The sequence below is a fragment of the Roseovarius albus genome, from assembly GCF_900172335.1.
Lineage (GTDB): Bacteria > Pseudomonadota > Alphaproteobacteria > Rhodobacterales > Rhodobacteraceae > Roseovarius > Roseovarius albus.
The window spans coordinates 95459-116569 of record NZ_FWFX01000009.1; the positions used below are offsets into that span (position 1 = coordinate 95459).

The 21111-nt window shown below is 55.3% G+C and carries 19 protein-coding genes; 9 read left to right on the top strand and 10 right to left on the bottom strand.

The features are described from left to right. Entirely contained in the window at positions 1 to 609 is a 609-nt protein-coding gene (locus ROA7450_RS14205; RefSeq protein WP_085806518.1) for a GntR family transcriptional regulator, read from the bottom strand. A 90-nt stretch (positions 610 to 699) separates the two neighbouring features. After that, positions 700 to 1503, bottom strand: a complete 804-nt coding sequence (locus ROA7450_RS14210; RefSeq protein ID WP_143534460.1) for a helix-turn-helix domain-containing protein — start codon at positions 1501 to 1503, stop codon at positions 700 to 702. 126 nt (positions 1504 to 1629) lie between these two features. On the opposite strand from ROA7450_RS14210, the gene ROA7450_RS14215 reads away from it, so the two are divergent. Continuing rightward, entirely contained in the window at positions 1630 to 3228 is a 1599-nt protein-coding gene (locus ROA7450_RS14215) for an ABC transporter substrate-binding protein (RefSeq protein WP_234999531.1), read from the top strand. A gap of 116 nt (positions 3229 to 3344) precedes the next feature. Further along, positions 3345 to 4820, top strand: a complete 1476-nt coding sequence (locus ROA7450_RS14220; RefSeq protein ID WP_085806520.1) for a M81 family metallopeptidase — start codon at positions 3345 to 3347, stop codon at positions 4818 to 4820. Positions 4821 to 4852: 32 nt separating this feature from the next. Here ROA7450_RS14220 and ROA7450_RS14225 read toward each other — a convergent pair whose 3' ends face one another. Continuing rightward, on the bottom strand, positions 4853 to 5509 hold the full coding sequence (locus ROA7450_RS14225; RefSeq protein ID WP_143534461.1) for a TetR family transcriptional regulator C-terminal domain-containing protein: 657 nt from the start codon (positions 5507 to 5509) through the stop codon (positions 4853 to 4855). Positions 5510 to 5581: 72 nt separating this feature from the next. On the opposite strand from ROA7450_RS14225, the gene ROA7450_RS14230 reads away from it, so the two are divergent. The 7 genes from ROA7450_RS14230 to ROA7450_RS14260 all read left to right on the top strand — a co-directional run bounded on the left by ROA7450_RS14230 (position 5582) and on the right by ROA7450_RS14260 (position 14198). Beyond that, on the top strand, positions 5582 to 6490 hold the full coding sequence (locus ROA7450_RS14230) for an ABC transporter permease (protein ID WP_085806522.1): 909 nt from the start codon (positions 5582 to 5584) through the stop codon (positions 6488 to 6490). Next, positions 6487 to 7269, top strand: coding sequence for an ABC transporter permease (locus ROA7450_RS14235; RefSeq protein WP_085806523.1), 783 nt, complete (start codon positions 6487 to 6489; stop codon positions 7267 to 7269). The genes ROA7450_RS14230 and ROA7450_RS14235 overlap by 4 nt, the downstream gene beginning before the upstream one ends. Positions 7270 to 7275: 6 nt before the next feature. Beyond that, entirely contained in the window at positions 7276 to 8376 is a 1101-nt protein-coding gene (locus ROA7450_RS14240) for an ABC transporter ATP-binding protein (protein WP_085806524.1), read from the top strand. Positions 8377 to 8394: 18 nt separating this feature from the next. Next, positions 8395 to 9453 carry an ABC transporter substrate-binding protein gene (locus ROA7450_RS14245; RefSeq protein WP_085806525.1) on the top strand — a complete coding sequence of 353 codons (1059 nt, stop codon included), beginning with the start codon at positions 8395 to 8397 and terminating at the stop codon, positions 9451 to 9453. A gap of 66 nt (positions 9454 to 9519) precedes the next feature. Continuing rightward, positions 9520 to 11589, top strand: coding sequence for an oxidoreductase (locus ROA7450_RS14250; protein ID WP_085806526.1), 2070 nt, complete (start codon positions 9520 to 9522; stop codon positions 11587 to 11589). Next, positions 11589 to 12788: an aromatic ring-hydroxylating oxygenase subunit alpha gene (locus ROA7450_RS14255; protein WP_085806527.1), complete on the top strand. Its 1200-nt coding sequence runs from the start codon at positions 11589 to 11591 to the stop codon at positions 12786 to 12788. The genes ROA7450_RS14250 and ROA7450_RS14255 overlap by 1 nt, the downstream gene beginning before the upstream one ends. A gap of 60 nt (positions 12789 to 12848) precedes the next feature. Then, the gene (locus ROA7450_RS14260; protein WP_085806528.1) at positions 12849 to 14198 is read left to right on the top strand and encodes an aminotransferase; all 1350 of its coding nucleotides are present in this window, start codon (positions 12849 to 12851) and stop codon (positions 14196 to 14198) included. Positions 14199 to 14206: 8 nt separating this feature from the next. Here ROA7450_RS14260 and ROA7450_RS14265 read toward each other — a convergent pair whose 3' ends face one another. From ROA7450_RS14265 to ROA7450_RS14295, 7 genes are read right to left on the bottom strand one after another with little or no spacing between them, the layout of a single operon-like run. Next, positions 14207 to 15076, bottom strand: a complete 870-nt coding sequence (locus ROA7450_RS14265) for an RDD family protein (protein WP_085806529.1) — start codon at positions 15074 to 15076, stop codon at positions 14207 to 14209. After that, complete coding sequence (locus tag ROA7450_RS14270) at positions 15073 to 16092, bottom strand: stage II sporulation protein M (protein ID WP_085806530.1); 1020 nt, start codon at positions 16090 to 16092, stop codon at positions 15073 to 15075. The genes ROA7450_RS14265 and ROA7450_RS14270 overlap by 4 nt, the downstream gene beginning before the upstream one ends. Beyond that, positions 16092 to 17408, bottom strand: a complete 1317-nt coding sequence (locus tag ROA7450_RS14275) for a DUF58 domain-containing protein (protein WP_085806531.1) — start codon at positions 17406 to 17408, stop codon at positions 16092 to 16094. The genes ROA7450_RS14270 and ROA7450_RS14275 overlap by 1 nt, the downstream gene beginning before the upstream one ends. Further along, entirely contained in the window at positions 17408 to 18364 is a 957-nt protein-coding gene (locus ROA7450_RS14280; RefSeq protein WP_085806532.1) for an AAA family ATPase, read from the bottom strand. The genes ROA7450_RS14275 and ROA7450_RS14280 overlap by 1 nt, the downstream gene beginning before the upstream one ends. After that, positions 18351 to 19676, bottom strand: coding sequence for a hypothetical protein (locus ROA7450_RS14285; protein WP_085806533.1), 1326 nt, complete (start codon positions 19674 to 19676; stop codon positions 18351 to 18353). The genes ROA7450_RS14280 and ROA7450_RS14285 overlap by 14 nt, the downstream gene beginning before the upstream one ends. Further along, positions 19669 to 20439: a hypothetical protein gene (locus ROA7450_RS14290; protein WP_085806534.1), complete on the bottom strand. Its 771-nt coding sequence runs from the start codon at positions 20437 to 20439 to the stop codon at positions 19669 to 19671. Before ROA7450_RS14290 ends, ROA7450_RS14285 begins: the two co-directional genes overlap by 8 nt. Continuing rightward, on the bottom strand, positions 20420 to 20893 hold the full coding sequence (locus ROA7450_RS14295; RefSeq protein ID WP_085806535.1) for a DUF805 domain-containing protein: 474 nt from the start codon (positions 20891 to 20893) through the stop codon (positions 20420 to 20422). Before ROA7450_RS14295 ends, ROA7450_RS14290 begins: the two co-directional genes overlap by 20 nt. Positions 20894 to 21111: the final 218 nt, after the last annotated feature.

Sequence of the window (21111 nt, forward strand, 5' to 3'; positions counted from 1 at the left end):
TTAACTCAATCGCGCAAGATGCCGATGCAAAACGGCCGTAGCGCGATGGGTATCCCGATCCTTAATCGCCAAAATAATCGCAAGGTGATCCGGGTCGCTGCGCCGCTTCCAGTTGCTGGCATGTTTGGCAAGAAAGTGTCGTGCATAGAGCAGCTGCAGATTACTGATCTCTTCAGTCAAACGCGGCATCGCGCAGCCCGAAATGATCGCCATATGGAACATGCGATTGGCCTCTTCCCAGTCCAAGGCGGATTCTGCGGCGTCACACGCCAGGCGGATTTTATCGGCCTTTGCGATCTGTGCTTTCGTCAAGTTCGGAATGGAATGAGCCAAGGCAACCGGCTCCAGCGCCTGTCGCATCACTTTCAATTCATCTGCCGCATTGCGATCCAAAGGCGCAACGCACATCCCGCGGCGTGGAAGCACAATTGTCAGGCCCTGAGCTGCAAGTTGCAGCATCGCTTCGCGAACCGTTGCATGACTAACACCATATTCGCGTGACACCGCAATTTGCCGGAGTTTCTCGCCCGGCTGCAATTCACCGCGAATAATTTTTTCGCATAAAGCGCGGGCAATCTGATCTGATTTCTTGTCCTGAATGTCCGTCACGTGGAATGCACCATCTTGATGATCTAGGCCTTCGAGTACAGCAAACTCTTTAGAGGTAGAAGGGGAAATACCGACCAGAAGGGATGCAATTCACGTGAGATCTGTTGTGCCATGCAGATCGCCCGAAAGATATTTTTTGATGATGGGATCAAGCCTAAGGTTTTCTGCAGAAAACATCCCGCAGGTTTGAAACAACTCTTTCACAGACTTGTAGTTCTCAAACCTGCGCCAGACCACCTTTGATGCATAAGGCGTACGCCGAGGCATCGACGCAAGGTAACACATGGTTCCAAATAGATAGTGGCTCTTCTGCCGTGGCGGTGGGGTCAAAATATATGTGCTGAGGGCGTTTTCACCGTGACGTTCGGAATCCACAACAAAGATACGCCCATTCTGATAGCTCACCTTCCCGTCGCAGCGGGTCCAACGGCGATGACCCGAGGCAGGGCTTGGCAAAGCCTCGATCAGGCGGCTGTAGACGATGCCATCGCGTTCATCCAAAAAGATGGTATTGACGATATAGCCATTGGGCACGACAGGGGCGCGGAAATATATCTGATAGGCCCCCAGAAACGGGCGGAGCTGCTTCAGATCACCGGGAAAGGCATCTGCAAGCGGATCGTGCTGCTGCGCTGCAGGGGACGTGGTGCGTTGGCCGCGGATCTGGGTCAGATTGGCGTGGGACCCAGCCAGATTGGTTTCGCTGAGGCCAAAATATTGCGCGATACGGCGCAAATTATGGGCCGAGGGTTTGGAACGACCCGTGAGATATTTGCTGAACTGCTGGTGATTGATTCCAATCTCGCGGCAAACCATTGCGACAGAAGGTTTTTCTGCACAGAGATATTTAAGATTTTGTGCAAGGTCATTTGGCATTTGGGAGTTGTGCCTCATGTAATGTGTCACTTTAGCCGCATAAACTCACTCAACATAGCATAGAAGCGCGCAATTGCTTAAGTCCTGTTTTTCGCGAAATTCCCCCCCAAACCAAGCGTTTTGTGGTTGTGGGAGGAAAACCAAATGAAAAAACAAGATTACATTCAACAAATGGAAGTCAAACTGGCGATGCGCCAGATCGACCGCCGCCAGTTTATGCGCGGGGTGTTGGCGACGGGTTTGACAGTGACTGCCGCCACCACTTTGGCCGACCGGGCCGCAGCTGCCACCGCCCAGCGAGGTGGCAGCTTGCGCGCCGGTCTAGGCCACGGGGCAACAACCGATACGTTGGATCCGGGCCAGTTCGAAGCCGGTTTCATGATCCCAATCGGGATTGCGATCAACGGCTACCTGACCACCATGGACCCGACCAGCGCGGTGCAGCCATCAATGGCCGAATCCTGGGAGGCATCACCTGATGCCAAGGTCTGGACCTTTAAGATGCGTCAGGGGATCGAATTCCACAACGGCAAGACTGTAACCACTGATGACGTGATCACCTCGATCAACCACCACCGCGGCGAAGGCACCACATCCGTGGCGGCGCCGCTGCTGGCCAGCGTCACCGATATTCAGGCCGATGGCGACAACATCGTCTTTATACTGGACAACGGCAATGCCGACTTCCCCGCAGTCCTGAGCGACTATCACATTCCGGTTCAGCCCGCTGTTGACGGCAAGATGGATTGGAAATCAGGTGTCGGATGCGGGCCTTATCGTCTGGAACATCTGGAGCCGGGTGTTTCGGCCCAGCTCAAGCGCTATGAAAACCACTGGAACGACCTAGAAGGTTTCGTAGATGAGTGGGAGATTCTGGCGCTGCTGGACACCAACGCACGGATGACTGCCGTGCTGACCGGCGACGTTGATGTAGCTGACAAGGTCGACGTGAAAACCGCCGGTCGTCTGGCCGGGGCTCCGGGCCTGACATTGCACAACATTGCGGGCAACCAGCACTATACCTTTGCGATGGACACGCGAAATGGGCCGTACAATGACAACAATGTGCGCCAAGCGCTGAAATACGGCATTAACCGTGAGGAACTGGTTGAGAAAATCCTGTTTGGCTACGGCTCCATCGGCAATGACCATCCGATTGGCACAGGTCAGCGGTATTACAACACTGAGCTTGAGCAGAAGGTCTATGACCCGGACAAGGCGAAGTACTACCTCAAAGAGGCAGGTCTGGATTCACTTGATGTTGAGCTGTCAGCCTCGGATGCGGCCTTCTCGGGCGCAATTGATGCGGGCCTATTGATCCAGAACTCTTGCGCCGGGGCCGGGATCAACGTCAAGGTCACACGCGAGCCAAACGATGGCTACTGGTCCGATGTCTGGATGAAGAAAGGTTGGGTCGCCAGCTATTGGGGTGGCCGTCCGATCGAGGATCTGATGTTCACGCTGGCCTTCAAATCGGGTGTATCGTGGAACGAAAGCTACTGGGGCAACGAGCGGTTCGATGCGCTGCTGATCGAAGCCCGCGCCGAGTTGGACGACAACAAGCGCCGCGAGATGTATTGGGAAATGCAGGATCTGGTCGCCAATGATGGCGGCGTCGCGATCCCGATGTTTGCCTCTTACGTCTTTGCCACCCGCGACGGCGTTGGCACGCCAGAGGTGCTGGGCTCCAACCTCGACGTTGACGGTCAGGCCTTCCTCAGCCGCTGGTGGGCAACGTCATAGGCTCCCTGTCAGTTCATCGTTTGAAGTGTCGATGAGTGGCAATCTGGCGTGGCGGGGCCTCAACCTCGCCACGCTTTTTTACTATATATCTCAACTACACCTGAAGGGAGGGGATCATGCGGCTGTTCATGGCGACCCTGTCCACAGAGACCAATACGTTTTCACCGATGCCCACGGGGCCATCGGGGTTCAACGAATATTTTCTGCGTCACGGCGATGCCACGCAAGAACCGCCTAACCTGATGACCGAAGCCCTTCATATCTGGCGCGCAAAGGCCGAGGCGTTGGGCTGGGACGTAGTTGAGAGCCTTTCGGCCATTGCCGAACCGGCCGGGCGAACAATGCAATCGTATTATGAAGCACTGCGCGATGAGATTTTGGGCGATCTGGAACTGGCAGGCGGCGCCGATATCGTACTGTTGCAACTACACGGTGCGATGGTGGCCGAAGACGAGGATGATTGCGAAGGCGATATCATCACGCGAGTGCGGACGATCTGCCCCGACGCCGTGTTGGGGCTGGCGCTGGATCAGCATTGTCACCTGACCGAGCAGATGATGCAGGCCAGTGACTTGATCGTCGCGTTCAAGGAATATCCGCATGATGACGCCACGGCCCGAGCAGAAGAGTTGTTTGACATGGCGCGGCAAACCGCCGCGGGTGAAATCAATCCGGTTATGGCAAGCTATGACTGCCGGATGGTGCATATGTACCTGACCAAAACCGGCGCGATGCGGGGATTTGTCGACCGGTTGAGTGCAACCGAACAAGAGCCGGGTATTCTGTCGGTGACGCTGGCGCATGGATTTCCTTGGGCCGATGTCGAGGATGTGGGTACACGGATGTTGGTGATTGCGGATGGCGCCCCCCATTTGGCACAGGAGACGTCAGAACGTTTGGCGCAGGAATTCTTCGCTTTGCGTCATGAGGTGACGGGGCAGTTTGTCTCTTTGGATCAAGCGTTGGAGGAAGCTATGGCCCATCCATACGGCCCCGTGGTTTTGGCCGATATGGGTGACAATTCAGGCGGTGGAGCACCCGGCGATTCAACCTTTGTATTGCGGGCGATACTGGAGCGCGGCCTCGCAAACGTGACAACCGGGATTTATTGGGATCCGGCGGCAGTTCGGATCTGCGAAGATGCAGGCGAAAACGCGCACCTGACTCTGCGCATCGGTGGCAAGACCTGTGCAGATTCTGGCGACCCAGTTGATATCTCGGTGAGCGTGATGAAAATCGCCAAAGGCCTTGGACAGCATCTTGGCAAAGGGTTGGAGCCCTTGGGCACGATGGTCTGGCTCAAGACCGCCAATGATATTGATATCTTGATCAACGACCTGCGTACGCAGGTCTACCACCCCGAGGCCTTTACTCAGCTGGGGATTGATCTAAAGGCCAAGCATCTCGTGACGGTGAAGTCGTTGTTCCATTTCTACGCGCCCTTTGCCGAGATTGCTGCGAAGGTGATTCAGGTGGCAACACCCGGCGGCACCTCACCCCGGTTTGCGAAACTGCCGCTGACCAAACGCACGACCCCATGGTGGCCTAGGGACGAAGATCCATTTTCGGTCGAGGAAATTTCTGCCGCATAAAAACCGGCGTAAATGCCATCATCCTACAGGGCCTAATCTTGTGCAAAATGCCCTGGAAACATGCCCGACAAAAATTTTTGAATCAAAGACACAGCTTCCTCACGAGAGAACCCATCCATATCAGATAGAAAGTGTACCCACATGCCCTCGAGCAGGGCGAAAGTCCCAAAGGTCGCCTGTCTTGCGCTGAGCTGGCCGCCGACACTGTGCTCACGTGTGATATGCTCGAACGCCTTCTGCAGGATACCTTTCAAGCGCTCATCCTGAGTGCTGCTGTACTCGGAAATCCCCGGATGAGAATGCGCAACACCGCGAAATGCGTGCCAAACCTTGGCCGACCGTTCATTTAATAGGTTTGGGCCCAAATCCGTGCGCACAACCGCCATTATGATGGCCTCGGGATCGCCACCCGCATGCTTTAGGCTTTTCTCCAGTTCGGCGTAATACACCTCGCTGTAATACTTGGCGGCGCTGGAGAGCAATTTGTCTTTCCCGCCGAAGTGCAAATGGATCATGCCACGCGATAAATCGGCGCGCTTGATGATGCTTGTGACCGTCGTGTCGGTGATTCCAATTTCGGCGATTGTATCCAGTGTCGCATCAATTAAAGCCTGCCGACTCCCCTCCGGATCACGCTTAGACGCGCGCTTTTTCCCTTTTGATTCTTTGTTTTTATCCAATGTTTCCATCACATTGGTTCCTTTCTTAGGAATTCTTCAACTGCAAGATTGACACAACTGTCGTCAATGTAACAGTATTTAATGGACAAGCGTCCATTAGCAACATCGAAAAATACAAGGTGCAGCCGGGTGATCAACCTTCGAAGCGAAACAGCCAAAGGATATGCATTGAGCGCGCCAGCCACGCTCTATGTCGGCTTTCTGGTGGCAGCGCCTTTGGCCATTCTGATCGCCTATTCTTTTTGGACACAGACTTACGTCACACTCGACAAAACCCTGACCCTTCAAAACTACCGCGACGCCCTTGCCGACCCACTGGTTCGGCACCTACTGCTGCGCTCGATCATGATCGCAGGGGCGGTCACTGCCGTTACCGTCGCGACAGCTTATCCCATCGCCTACTTCATCGCGATGAAGGCCAATAAGAAAACGATCTGGCTGTTGCTGATCACTATTCCGTTCTGGTCCAGTTATCTGCTGCGCGTCTTTGCCTGGAAGCTCATCCTTGGATTCAACGGGGTGATGAACTCGGCTCTCCTCTGGATGGGGTTGATTGATGAGCCGCTGACCTTCTTGCTCTACAACGAGTTTGCCGTGGTTCTAACGCTCGCACATGCTTGGGCACCCTTCGCCATTTTGCCAATTTATGTGTCACTGCAGAAAATCGACCCCAGCCTCTTGGAAGCAGCAACCGATCTGGGAAACAGCAAGTTTCAGGCGTTTCGCCGGGTGACACTGCCTCTGACTATTCCTGGCATCATCGCCGCCTGTCTGATCATCTTTATCCCCACTGTTGGCGATTACGTCACGCCCTCACTCGTGGGCGGATCAGATGGCAAGATGATCGCTAACCTTATTCAGGTTCAATTTGGTGCTGCTAATAACTGGCCACTTGGGGCAACGCTGTCACTCATGGCAATGCTCTCTGTCGGATTTGTCGCAATCGTTCTGGTCATCACCGGCACCGCATTGGGGAAACGTATCAGATGAGCCGCCCTTCCAAACTCACAATCTACGCCTTTGCCTATCTCGGGTTCTTGTACCTGCCTGTTCTGTTCTTACCCCTGTTCTCCTTTAACAGCGGCACCATTGTGGCCTTCCCGATCAAGGGTTGGACGCTGGATTGGTATCGCAAGCTGGGTGAGCAGGATGCGCTCATTCAAGCCCTGTGGAACAGCCTCACAGTCGGGTTGATCGCGGCCGTACTGGCGACCTCTCTGGGCCTCTTCGCCGCGCGCGCCTTTGTGCGCTACCGTTTCCGCGGCCAACGTGCCTCTGAAGGGCTGGTGATGCTGCCATTGGTCATCCCGGGCATCATTGTGGCCTCGTCCATGCTGGTCTTGTTTTTGTTCATCGGCCTGAAGCCATCCCTGACTTCAGTTATTTTGGGTCACACCTTCTTGGCGCTGCCTTTTGCTGTGTCCATCTTGAAGTCGGCTTTTGACGACTTTGATGCGTCCTTGGAAGAAGCTTCATATGACCTTGGCGTTGGCGTATTCGAAACCTTCTACCGCGTCACTCTGCCCGTTGTTGCGCCCGGCATCATTGCCAGCATTCTGGTGACCTTCACCGTCAGCTTTGACGAATTTGTTCTGGCCTTCTTCCTGTCCGGCAATCAACCCACCCTTCCCGTCTACATCTGGGGGCAGATCCGTTTTCCGGCGAAACTCCCCAATGTTCTGGCCCTGGGTTCCATCCTGCTTCTCATGTCGGTCCTATTACTGCTCTTGGCCGAATATTTCCGCCGCCGCTCATCAAGTTCCAAGTGAGGTATCATGACTGAAACCAATATCATAAAGTTGCGCGGTGTCGAAAAGCGCTATGGCAGTTTTACCGCCGCAACCGGGATCAATCTGGAACTGAAAGAGGGCGAGTTCTTCTCTCTCCTCGGCCCCTCCGGCTGCGGCAAAACCACTGTTCTGCGGATGATTGCCGGCTTTCAGGAGCCCAGCGAAGGGCATATTGAAATCGACGGGGTCAGCATGGACGGTGTGCCCGCCAACAAACGCCCAACCAATATGGTATTCCAAAGCTACGCAATTTTCCCGCATCTGAATGTTGGGGACAACGTGGCTTATGGGCTACGCGGTCGGGTCGCCAAACCCGAGATCGAAGAACGCGTCGCCGAAGCGCTTGAGATGGTGGAACTTGGCGGCCTGCAAAAACGTGGTGCGACTGAGCTTTCCGGCGGGCAACGCCAACGGGTCGCCCTAGCTCGCGCCCTGATCATGCGGCCCAAGGTTCTGTTGCTGGATGAGCCACTGTCAGCCTTGGACAAGAAACTGCGCGAACAGATGCAGTTCGAGATGCGCAACCTGCAGCAATCTCTGGGCATTACCTTTGTCATGGTCACACACGACCAGTACGAGGCGATGACCATGTCCGACCGCATTGGTGTCATGTTCCAAGGGCGGTTGATGCAGGTGGATACCCCCACCATGCTTTATGCCCGCCCCTGCAACCGCGAGATTGCCAGCTTCATCGGTGAGATGAACATTCTGCCCGCGGCGGTCCAGAACGAGCAAGCAGAGACCAGCATGACCGTGGACATGGCCGCCTTTGGTAAAATCGAGATCGAGAAGAATCCGAACGTGACCAACCGCGCTAAAAACATCATCGTTGGCATTCGGCCCGAACAGCTGGAAATCTCGCCCGACAAACCCGCGGACTATCCCGCGACTCTTCAAGGCACGGTCAGCAACGTCGCCTTCTACGGCGAGAACGTTCACTATCACGTCAAAACCGAAACCTTCGAAAAACCCATCTCTGTTTCGGTGCCGAACTATTTTCACACAGTCGATTTTCAACGTGATGACAAGGTCTGGCTTGGGGTTCAGGGCGCATCTGTCATCGATCTTGGACAAGACAAACAATAATCCAACGGGAGACTAACAATGAAAATGCAAACACTAACGGCTTTCGCCATCACAACCGCCCTTTGTACCGGCACTGCAAACGCCGGGGGGGCAGACCTGACCGTCTTTGACTGGTCTGGGTACGAGGATCCGGGATTCTTTGGCACTTATGTCGAAAAACATGGCGAATCCCCGACCTATTCCTACTTCGGCAGCGTCGAAGAGGCCTTTACCAAGCTGACCTCCGGCTTTGGTGCCGATCTGGCGCATCCCTGCTCGGATGCTGTGCGTAAATGGGTGGCTGCCGATCTGATCCAACCATTGGACGAAAGCAAACTGACCAATTGGGCGGCGCTTTTGCCAGAGATCAAAGAGGTCGATGGCATCGTGATCGACGGCAACCTCTATATGCTGCCGTTTGAATGGGGCAACACCGGATTGATCTATCGCACCGACAAAATTGCAGATGATCAGGTGTCGATCCAGCTACTCGCAGACCCTGCCTATGCCGGAAAAATCGCCATCCCCGATGCGGCGTCTTCAGCCTATGCGTTGGCGTCCTTGGCCACAGGGAATGGCGCGGATTACACCAATTTGAGCGATGAGCAGTTCCAACAAGCCTCGGATTTCTTGCGCTCGATTCACCCAAACGTCCGCTTCTACTGGTCAGACGCTGGTCAACTGGATCAGGCCATGACCAGTGGCGAGATTGAAATGGGCTGGGCCTGGAACCAATCCGAGCTGAACCTGATCTGGAACGAAGTGCCTGCCAAGATGATGCGCGACATCGACAAGGGGATTGCGACTTGGGTTTGCGGCTATGTTCACCTGAAATCCTCGACCACGCCCGAAGATCAGATCTATGATCTGTTGAACGCCCTGACGGAACCGGCCAGTGGTCAGTACATCATCGAAAACTGGGGTTATCCGCACTCGAACGCAGAGGCGTTTGAAATTTCGGATCAAGCCACGATTGAGGCTTATGGCTTCGATGACCCTAAGGCCTTCTTTGATGGTAGCCTGTTCTTTGATGCGGTGAATCCGGAACTTGAAGCAAAGATGCTGAGCGAGTTCGAGCGGATCAAAGCCGGCTTCTAATCTCAACTTGAATACGGGGAACCCGGACAGGGTTCCCTCTCTCCAAACACGAAAGAATGCGCGCGAATGTCTGACGCAAATCCATATGGCCTGCTATTTGAACCGGTTAAAATTGGTCCGGTAACGGCCAAGAACCGCTTCTATCAGGTGCCCCACTGCACCGGTCTGGGGCATGTCCGGCCCCGCGCTGATGCCGGTGTGCGAGGCATGAAAGCAGAAGGTGGCTGGGCCGTGGTCTCCAATCAGGAAACGGAGATTCACCCAACGTCTGATCTTGGACCATTTGCCGAAGGCCGTCTATGGGATGCCCGCGATGTTCCTGCACTGCGCCTGATGACAGAGGCGGTGCATAAACATGATGCACTTGCTGCCATACAGTTGGTTCATAACGGAAATCATGCGCAAAACCATATCAGCCGCGCGCCCGTTCTGGCCCCATCTGAGATGTCTATTGATCTTGCGCAACCCAAACAGGCGCGCGCGATGGACAAGGCTGACATCCGCAATCTACGTCAATGGCACCGTGATGCGGCCAAGCGCGCCAAAGACGCTGGGTTCGACATCATCTATGTCTATGCAGGACACAATATGACCATCGCGCAGCACTTCATGCTACCGCACATGAACCAGCGCAGTGACGAATACGGAGGATCACTGGAAAACCGCGTCCGCCTGACCCGTGAACTTTTGGAAGATACACTCGACGTTGCGGGTGGCGACTGCGCCGTTGCCCTCCGTTTTGCCATCGATGAAATGCAAGGCCCCGACGGGATGCAAGCGGCTGAGGAAGGCCGTGCTGTTGTCGAACTGCTCGCCGACCTGCCCGATCTGTGGGACGTGAATGTCGCTGACTGGTCGAATGACTCGGCCACCACACGGTTCCAATCACAAGATGGGTATCAGAATGACTATCTGGCCTACGTAAAGCAGGTCACGAACAAACCTGTCGTCGGCGTGGGCCGCCTGACCTCGCCCGATATGATGCTGTCGATGGTGAAAAAGGGAATCGTCGATCTGATCGGGGCCGCTCGTCCTTCCATTGCTGATCCCTTCATCCCAACCAAGATCAAAGAAGGTCGCATCGACGAGATCCGCGAATGCATCGGCTGCAATATTTGCGTCGCCTCCGACAACATTGGTATCCCCATCCGCTGCACGCAAAACCCAACCATGGGCGAAGAATGGCGGCGTGGCTGGCACCCAGAGAAAATTGCACCCCAAGTGTCCGACACCGACACACTGGTTATTGGTGGAGGTCCTGCCGGGCTGGAATGTGCCATGCAATTAGCCCGACGCGGCTACGGCGTCACCTTGGCCGAAGCACGATCAGAATTTGGAGGCCGTGTCCTGCGCGAAAGCCAACTGCCCGGTTTGAATGCCTGGGCACGGGTGATGGACTATCGCCTGAATGACCTGAGACAACGCGCGAATGTGCAGATGTTCACTGACAGTAAGCTGGATCCTGAACAGGTTGCAGAACTGGGCATCAAGCATGTCTTTGTGGCCACCGGTGCAACATGGCGTGCTGACGGAATTGGGCGCAGCACGCAACGGCACCCACCACAGATCGCACCAAATGCGCACATCCTGACACCTGATGACATCATGACTGGCGCGCAGTCTCCGGAGGGCCCTGTCCTGATCTTCGATGACGATCAGATTTATCTGGCCGGTGTCATCGCTGAAAAACTGGCGAAAGAGGGGCGCGAAGTGATCTTTGCCACCCCCGACAGTCTGGTCTCCGGCTTCACCGCAAACACGCTGGAACAACACCGCATTCAGGCGCAGCTGATCGAGCTTGGCATCGACATCCGCTGCAACCAGTCGCTCACAAACCTGACACCCAATGGTGCGCAACTAAGTTGCACTTTCACCGGCCGCAATACTGAAGTGCACTGCGCATCGGCGGTACTCGTCACTGAACGCCACCGGGAAACCGCGCTTTACAAGGCATTGCAAAATCTCGACCTGACCACATTGGAACTGATCGGTGATGCTGCCTCACCCGGTTTGATCGTTGATGCCATCTTTGCAGGCCATCAGGCCGCACGCGACTTCGAACGCGACCCGAAAGAGGTGGAGCAACAATACTTCCACCGCGAAATAATCTCTTTAGAAATGGACGAGGTGCTGTGATGGCGCAAGATGATCTGCAATTGATGCGTGACTTGGTTGATAATCAACCGGACGGGTTTGCCCTGCCCCGGCATTTCTACACGTCTCAGGATGTCTACGAGCACGATATCAAGGCCTATTGGAACCACAGCTGGATCTGGGTTGGCCACGTCAGCCAGATCCCCAATCCCGGTGATTATTTCCTGTTCGATTATGCCAAGGAAAGCATCATCGTAGTCCGCGACCGCGAGGGTGAAGTGCGCGCACATATGAATGTCTGCCGCCACCGGGGGTCGCGCGTCTGCACAGAAAAGCAGGGCAACGCCCGCGTGTTTTCCTGCCCCTACCACGCATGGACCTTTGACCTAAGTGGCAAGCTCCGTGGTGGCCGCGCCATGGGTCCAGATTTTGATCCATCGAAATACGGGCTTTTCCCGGCGCAGATCCGCATTTTCGAAGGGTTGATCTTTGTCTGCGCCTCAGAAGATGCCCCACCGATTGACGCCGGTTTGTCAGAGCTGCAAACCCATGCGGCCCCCTTCGACTTTGCCAATGTGAAGGTTGCGCATGAGGCATCATACCCCGTGCCTGCCAACTGGAAACTGGCGTTGGAAAACTACATGGAATGCTATCACTGCGCCCCCTCGCATAAGGAGTATTCGCGTAGCCATAGCCTGAAAGACCCTGCTGAAATGGAAGGCCTGCTTGAACCGCTGCAAGAACGGTCCTGCGCGATCGGGCTGAAAACCGAAGAGGTCAATCAAACCGGCACAGACTCTGCTGGCCCTGCTGCAGATGTGTATTGGCGACGCTACCCATTGTTCGAAGGCTACCAAACCGGCAGCAAAGATGGCCAACCCCTGGCTCCGCTCTTGGGCACGCTCACCGGTTTTGATGGAGGTGCCACCGATATGCAGATCGGGCCGCTGAACAACTTCCTGATCTATGCAGATCACGTTGTCGGCTACCGCTTTGTACCCACATCGTTGCAGGAAACAGATATCCAGATTGTTTGGTATGTGCGTGGCGATGCCGAGGAAGGCATAGATTACAACAAGGACGATCTGACCTGGCTCTGGCATGTCACTTCCCTCGATGACGAGCGGATCATTCGCCACAATCAGGAAGGCGTCAATTCGCACCGATTTGAACCAGGGCCTTTGTCAGACATGGAGTGGGGGATTTTGACCTTCTACCACAGCTATTTGGCCATGATCTGACATCCCACTTCGTGACCCTCGACAAATTTCCGAATTTTCATGGCTGCAAGGAGATAGCCAATGACCGCGCACAACACCAACTGGGACAACGAGCACTTCTTTCACCCGTGGGAAGGCATGGAAACGCTTGGCCAGAACGACCGAGCCTATATCGAAGGGGGCGAAGGCATCTATGTCCGCAATGATCGCGGTGAACGCCTGATGGATGGTCCCGCTGGAATGTGGTGCGTGCAGGTTGGGTACGGGCGCGAGGAGATCGCCGACGCGATGGCTGATCAAGCACGACAATTGGCCTATTTCTCGCCCTTCAACAACACCAGTTCCATCAGCACGCGCTTTGCCCATGAAATCGCCCGTCGCGCACCCGGCGACTTGAACAACGTGTTCTTCACCACGGGCGGATCCACGGCAGTCGACACCGCCATTCGCTTTGTTCATTTCCGCAACAACCTGATGGGCCGGCCCGAGAAAAAGATCATCATCTCACGGCAAAAAGCCTATCACGGCAGCACCTATCTAGCTGCCAGTGTCAGCGGCAAAGAACGTGATCGTCTCTGGCTCGATAAGGCCGATCACCTCAGCCACTTCCTGCCCAACGTGAACCCGCTACACCGGTCAGACGGACAATCGATTGACGCCTTCTTGGACGAAAAAATCGCCGATCTGGAAAACGCCATCCTGACACTGGGCGCGGATAAGGTTGCCGCTTTCATCGCAGAGCCGATTCTGGCCTCGGGCGGGGTGATCGTGCCGCCCAAGGGGTATCACAAGCGGTGCCTGGAGGTCTGCCACCGCCACGATGTCCTTTACATTTCAGACGAAGTTGTCACCGCTTTTGGTCGTTTGGGCCATTGGTTCGCGTCTGAGGATGTCTTTGGCATTCAACCTGACATCATCACCTGTGCAAAAGGCATGACCTCGGGCTATGTCCCAATGGGGGCGGCCATCGTTTCCGACCGCCTGATCGCTGATCTGACCGGCATGGGTGCAACATTTTCAAACGGTTACACCTACTCCGGCCACCCAGTCAGCGCCGCTGCGGGCCTGAAAAGCATGGAGATCATCGAGCGTGATGGGCTGCTAGAGCATGTTCAGGCCCTGTCACCCCTGTTTCAGGAAAGACTGTCCTCGCTGCAGGACATCGATATCGTCGTTGACACGCGGGGTATGGGCTTTATGGGCTGTGTAGAATGCTCTGCTGATGGCAGCAAAGACGCCTTGCTGGATCAAGACTATGCTATTGGCGCACTGATCGACGAGGAATGTCAGAAACGCGGATTGCTCGTGCGCCCGTTGATCAACATGTGTGTCACCTCGCCGCCTCTGATCATGAGTGCGGATCAGATCAACCAGATGTTCGATATTCTCGAGACTGGCATCAAAACCGCTGCAGACCGGAGGGGTGCGTAAGCGCCCCTTCACGTTTCTTTGCCAGCGGCCTTCACATCGTGGAACTTGTTTTCCCGCGTGTCGCCAAACAGATGGCGGTTCTCCAGAAACTCGCGCTGCTGGCGGTAAAAATCATTGAGGAAATTCCAATAGTCATTTGGCAGCAACCGTTGTTGATAACCGATCTTTCGCACAATGGTACGGGCCACCTCTTGCATTCGTTTGGTTTGCTCCAGACTCTGAGGCCGGGATCGCAGGATCTCTTCCAGCACCTGTAACTCGTACCGCCCATAAACCCCTAACTGCCCTGTATCAAAGACGAAACCATTGCCCTTCGTGGCCGACCGCGTACTCAGGTCAGGCATCAAAACCAGTTGCGGCTGATCAACCACCAACGTGCCGGCGATCATGTCCCCCAAACGCTGGCGGTGTTTATTCAACAGTGGCACTAACAAGATCCCCACCATCCAGAAAAACAACATCCAGCCGGTCAAAGATGTATCGAACTGCCCCGATAACAAGGTCGCAATCGGCAAAAACACCTCGACCTCTTTCATCAGGTTTCGCGCGACAATCTGATGCGGCGTCAACCTCCCGCCATTGTCTGAAACCACCCGAATCTTAACAATGCGTTTGCCAATCGTGCGTCCGTTCCACACCAGTTCAGCAAAAATGTAATAGGGGATGCGGATCAGGAAGGTCAGCAAGAAAAACAGTGTTGCCAGTAGCCCCCAATCAAACACACCCATCCAAATCAGCACCACAAACAGCAAGAACATCCCGCCAAATGTGATCAGAATATCCAAAAGCTGCGCTCCAAGCCGAGATCCAGCCGAGGAGATCTCAAAGGCAATCGGTACGCCCTCCGGCGGCAGCAGCTCGGCCTTGCGTCCGATCATTGGCCTGACTCCCGGTTCCGACCGGACAAGGCCAACCACAGCATCCAGCACAGCCCGAGGCCCCAACCGATAACCAATCGCAGCCACATATCCTGTATCAACTGACGCAAGAAACCTTCGACCAGGGCTGCTACAATCAGCATGAGCCCCGCCAATATGGCCAATTTCACCGCATCATGGCTAGCGTCTTTCAACGCTGCACGACGCGTAAGGCTGCCCGGGTTTAGCACCGCAAGGCCCAGTTTGGCCCCACCGGCACAAGCGACACAAATCGCAGAAATCTCTGTTACCCCGTGGATCGACAACCACGCCACAACATCCGGACCCAACCCTGCCTCGGCATAAAGCGCCACAAAGGCCCCCAGCAGCACACCGTTATAAAACGTCAGCGCAAAACTGGGCAGCGCGACAAACACCCCAAGCGCAAAGATAAAGATTGCGATCCGTGTGTTGTGCGAAAACAAGAAGCTGGCAAAGACCCCTAAACTTTCACCATCCCGGGTATCTGTGTCGTAAAGTGAATCGCGCAAATAGCTCGCACTCGCCCCCGGCGCGCGCCCATCGGCCAATTCGGGCGGGACAAAGGTGAAATACCAACTGGGATCCTGCTGAAACAGCAGATAGCCCACCAAACAGCCAATCATCATCGCGGCAAAGCCAATCACCAGCGGAATGGCGGATCGGCGCACCGCCTGCGGAATGCCAGTCACAAACAATCGTTGTAGCGCACCAGTGATACTCTCTTGAGGCGCATAGATTACCAAGTAAGCCCGTGCGCACAGCGCCTCGAGATACAACAACAACGACTTGTCCATCGAAATCGAGCGCGCCACCGAAAGCGAATTCATTGCCTGACGGTACAGACTGGCGAGATCTAACGCTTGTCCATAACTAAGTGCGGCGGTGCCGGATTTTTCCACCTCGGCAACCAGCCCCTCCAGTCTTTTCCAACTGGCTTCGCGCTCGGCACGGAACCGGGCAGACCGGATCATATCTGATGCATTCGTCTTCGTCATCAAATCATCCCCTGCGCCTTGATATCCATGTAACGCGAGATCAGCGCGGGTGTCACACCCGCTACCTCGGTATCCAGACATAGAATTCCTAACCGCCGCAGCCTGTCGATCACCTCGTCTCGTTCGCGTAGAAGCTGCTGCGCCGACACCGCCTGCGCCACCGCGTTCATCCCGGCCTGCTCCGGCTGGCTGAGCCGTTTCAACGCCGGGTCGCGCAGCGCCACATAGAGCACCAGATGCTGCCGCCGGATCACCGCAAGATTTTCGATCAGCAGCTCGGCCGTGACCGTGTCGACAAAATCAGAAAACACCACCACCAATGAGCGCTGCGATAATTTCTGGTTCATCTGCGTTAGACCCAAAGTATGGTTGGTCTCTACGCTCGATTGTTCCAGCGCCGCACTATGCGCCTGTATCTGACCAAAGGCCCGCCGCCCCGGTCGTGGCGGCAAAAACTGACCGGGTTTTGCGTCAAAGGAATAAAACCCGACATTGTCACCCCCCAGCCCCCCGGCCCAGGTCAGCGCCAGTGCTGCATTGATCGCGGTGTCCAGCTTCGACAGTTTCCCCACCCGTTCGGCCATAAGGTGTCCGCTGTCGACGGCGATGATAATCTGATGATTGCGCTCGGCCCGGGTTTCCCGTGCCACCATCTCGCGCAGTCGCGCCGAACGTTTCCAGTCAATGGAACGCGGATCCATCCCCGCCTGAAATTCGCGCAGCTGATGAAACTCAGACCCCTGCCCGCGCACGGACATGTCTTTCATACCATCCAGCAACGGCAACATCTGCGTCATGATCTCACCCGAGGTCACTGGCGATATGTCCGGCACTATGTCAACCGGCAAGTTCAGTGGCCAGCGCGGCAACACCTCGAACAGACCAAGACGCGAGGCGTAACAGGCCGATAGCTGCGTCACCGCCCCTTGCCCGCGCTTGAGCAGATCAATCGGCCAATGCAATTTCACTTCTCTTTGTTTCGTCTCGCTGATGGCCTCCGAGGTCTCAGGCTGCGGTGCCAACAGCGGACCGTGGCTTAGTCGCAAGGTCAGCAGTGGCGGCAGTCGTCCCTTGGTACTACCTATATTCAGGTCGAGCATCGCCTTACGTCCCGCAAAACCAGATGACACCATATCGACGCTGACGGAGAAATTTCGCGCACTGTGCGACAGCAACAGATCCACAAGACACGCCAGAACCATCGCGCCCCAGATTACCGCCACCCATAGGGCGCGGTTCTCGACTGACAGCCCCAGGCCAAAAGTCAGGGCAGCCAGCGCCAACACCAAGATCAAAAGGCGGCGCGACGGACGCATCAGCGGGGCGCGTCTGTGCGGTTCAGGATTGTGGCGAGCACATCATCGCTGGTGCGACCGTCAATTTCTGCCATTGGTCCCAGCACAATCCGGTGGCGCAATGCAGGCGCAAACAAGGCCTGCACATCGTCAGGGATTGCGTAATCGCGCCCGTCCAATGCTGCCTTGGCACGCACCGCGCCAGCCAGCGCATCCGCCGCCCGGGTTGAGGCGCCGTGCTGAATGTCGCCATCTCCGCGCGTCGCTCGGACCAGATCGACAATGTAGGTTAAAATCGTCGCATCCAGCCGGATCGAAGCCACCAAATCATGGCCTTCGTGCAGCTTGGCCCGGCTCAATACCTGCTTCAGCGCGGTACGCCCACTATCCGCCCCAAGGGGCAACGTGGAGTGATGTGTCAGAATATCGATCTCGGTCTGCCGATCCGGGAAATCCACCAGCAGTTTGAACAGGAAGCGGTCCAGCTGTGCCTCCGGCAAGGGATAGGTACCATGCTGTTCAATCGGGTTTTGCGTCGCCACAATAAAGAAGTCCTGCCCCAGCGGATAATGCGTACCGTCGATGGTCACTTCACGCTCGTTCATCGCCTGCAACAGCGCTGATTGCGTCTTTGGCGGGGCACGGTTGATCTCATCCGCCAGCAGAATATCGGTAAACACTGGCCCTTTGGTCAGACGAAACTCGTTGGTTTCGAAGCTGAACAGGTTCACACCCAGCACATCACTGGGCATCAGGTCGGGCGTAAACTGCACTCGGCCAAACTCCAGATCCACCACCTGTGAAAGGCAACGCGCCACCAGCGTTTTTGCCGTGCCGGGCGCTCCTTCGATCAAACAGTGTCCACGTGCAAACAGCGCGATCAACAGGTTGTCAATCAGCTCTTCCTGGCCTTGAACCACCTGCCCAACTTCGGTGCGGATGGCGGTTGCAAGTGATTGAAATTCAGATAGATCCATTGGGTTCCACCACCTTCTTCAATAGAGAATGATAATTGTTCAGATTACGGTCCAGATCGCGCGGCGACATTCGGGTCGCCTGTGTGATCAGCACCTCAGCCACTGATGAGAGATCATGGGCCAGTTGCTTGTCACGCCGCGCCAATACCCGAAAAAACCGCTGCCCACCATCATCGGGCTGGTCATGGCCCAAAACGTCGGTACTCAGTGTTCGTAATTGCGCAGCAACAAAATCCGCCACCATCGCGCCATCATTACCCGACAGGCGCAGGATCCGTGCCTTGGCCGCAATGGCCGCCTCTTTCGATTGATCCCAGGCCCGATCGTCTCCACGTGCTACCGGGCCAAATCGCAGCGCGCCGCGCCAATAAGTCACCCCCGCCACAATCAGGAAAACCGCCCAGAACATCGAAAACGGATACTGCAGGAAGCGCGAGAGCTCTTCACCGCCACGTTCGTAATCCTGCCGCTCTTCGCTGCGGTCCACCGTGGTCAACAGGTCCGGGCTGATGTCAATGTAGATCGGCGCTTCAGTCTCTCCCCGTAGATCCTGAAGCAAGGACACCGCGAACGCAGCATTATCCGCCAATCCCAACCCGTGATTGTTCAATAGGTCCGGATCAGCCACAAAATAAATCGGATATTCCTCTTCGCGCACGCAGCGAATTGCCAGCGGATCCCCCCCCGCTGTCAGGATGGGAGTACAATCTCTTGGAAGCGTCGCAGCAACAAAAGTCTGCATATGAAATAAAGCCACTTCGGAATCGCCTTCGCGGATCGACGACATTTCTGCCCCATCCTGTTGAAGCCGCACACCCGCCAATCCGATCTGTCCCAGCAAAGATTGCTGCGCCTTTGGTGGGATCAGCATCTGCTCGTGCAGGAACTTTAATTCCGCTGCTGCGCCACGCCACTTCGGCAGTAAAACAACGGTTGGCATCTCAACGATTTTAGTTTCAAAAGTCTCTAATTCCAGATCCCGTAGATCTGTGCGGTTTAACAACTCTTCCGTCGTTTCCGGATCCCTCGCATAGCTTTCCAAATCCAAGTCATAGAGCGGCAAGACCCGTAGACTCAGGTCCTCCAGCGCCGGGTGAATGCGTGAATGTGCCAATCGCGCAGGCACCTCATTCTGCACCAACCATCCAGATAAGCCCGCCATTCCGATAGCAGAGCGATCCAGAGCCCGGTCCCGCGCAGCCAAGCTCAACTGCGTCATCAAAAACAGCCCACCCAAAAGTAACACAACGATAATCACAACGGGCATCACGCCTGCGCCGCCATCTCGAGCTTTACCGATCGCCTCAGCCATGCCGCGCCCCCGACAATATTGCCTGTCCGATTTTCAGAGCGCGGTCAAAATCCGCCTCACTCACAACGCGCCCACCGTAGTGGGCCAGCTCTGTGCCCTGCAGCAACACATTCAAAGCCTGATGATGTTGCCAGGACTTGGGCAACCGCGCCATGGCACTACGTTCGGTATCAGACCGCGCAAAACGCACTTGGGTTGCTCCTGCCCCAGCCAACAAACTGTGCCGCAACAATAAAATCATCGCCTCGGTACGGTCCGACATTGCCGCAATCCGCGCCAGCAGGCTGCGACCGTCCAGCTTCAGATCTTCATCACTGATTTTCCACGCCTTAGGGGCCGGCCCATCGGGTTTATCATCTTGCGGCTCGCGTGACAGCAATGTGCCAGAGCCACCAAACTTCAACCAAAGCAACAGCAACCCCCCGATCAGGATCAGCGCCAACACCACCCCGAACCCGTTCAGGTTCAGTATCGGCTGGTATTCCCGCCGCCTATCAATTGGTTGCTTTGCGATCTCCCCGCTGGTCAGATCACCTTCAACTTCGACAACGTAGTCGACCTGCGCTCGTAGCCTCTTTCGGCGCGACAGATCCAGATATTCCTGTGCTTCGTCCCCACGTGGCGGATTCAGCGTTTCCAGAATAACTGTATCGCCCGCAGCCTGCGCCGGGGCGATGTCTGGCGTCGATACCAGACAGACTGCAATCAAAGCTACGTATCTGAGGGAGAGATTCAATTGCAATTCACGCGAAAACTTCGGCACCTTTTTGAACCTGCAATGGGTCTTCCCCATGTTTGTTGGCTCCAACGGTACCTTTCATGACACAAATCACGAACCATGCAATGGTTGTGAAAATACTGGCGAGCAGACCAACAACCGGGATCAATCCAATAACAATCATGACCAATACCCACCAACCTGAAAGATTGCAGTCATGAAGCCGACGGACCAAAGCCGTTAACATGGGAATACACAGGGCAATTGAGACGATCACGACAAAGGCGGCCACGATGTACTCCGTACCACTTGGTCCACCGGAAATCATGGCTTCAACCAACCCCATCCAAAGCCCTGGGGACAAGAAAACTATTATCAATACAAGCCACGTAACCCACATAAAAAGTATAAAATACCAATATTCAGACCGTGAAGCCCGTCCTTGAAACGTAAAATATTTGTCTCGCAAACAGGTGCGTACTGCTTCTGTAAAACCCATCTGTGTCTCTCATTACCAGATGCTTCTGAATTCGACCTCTCGGTCTTACAACCGCAATGGTGAACAACTTTGGCGATATTATGAAGATACTTGTTAATGTAAAGGCACCGCTATCCGAGTGGCCTCAATTGGACCTCCAAAGCAGGTCAATTGTGTGGAGAGATAGAACTTCAATCACACAAGAGTTGACAGCCTACCCCCTGATCACGTCAAGTCGG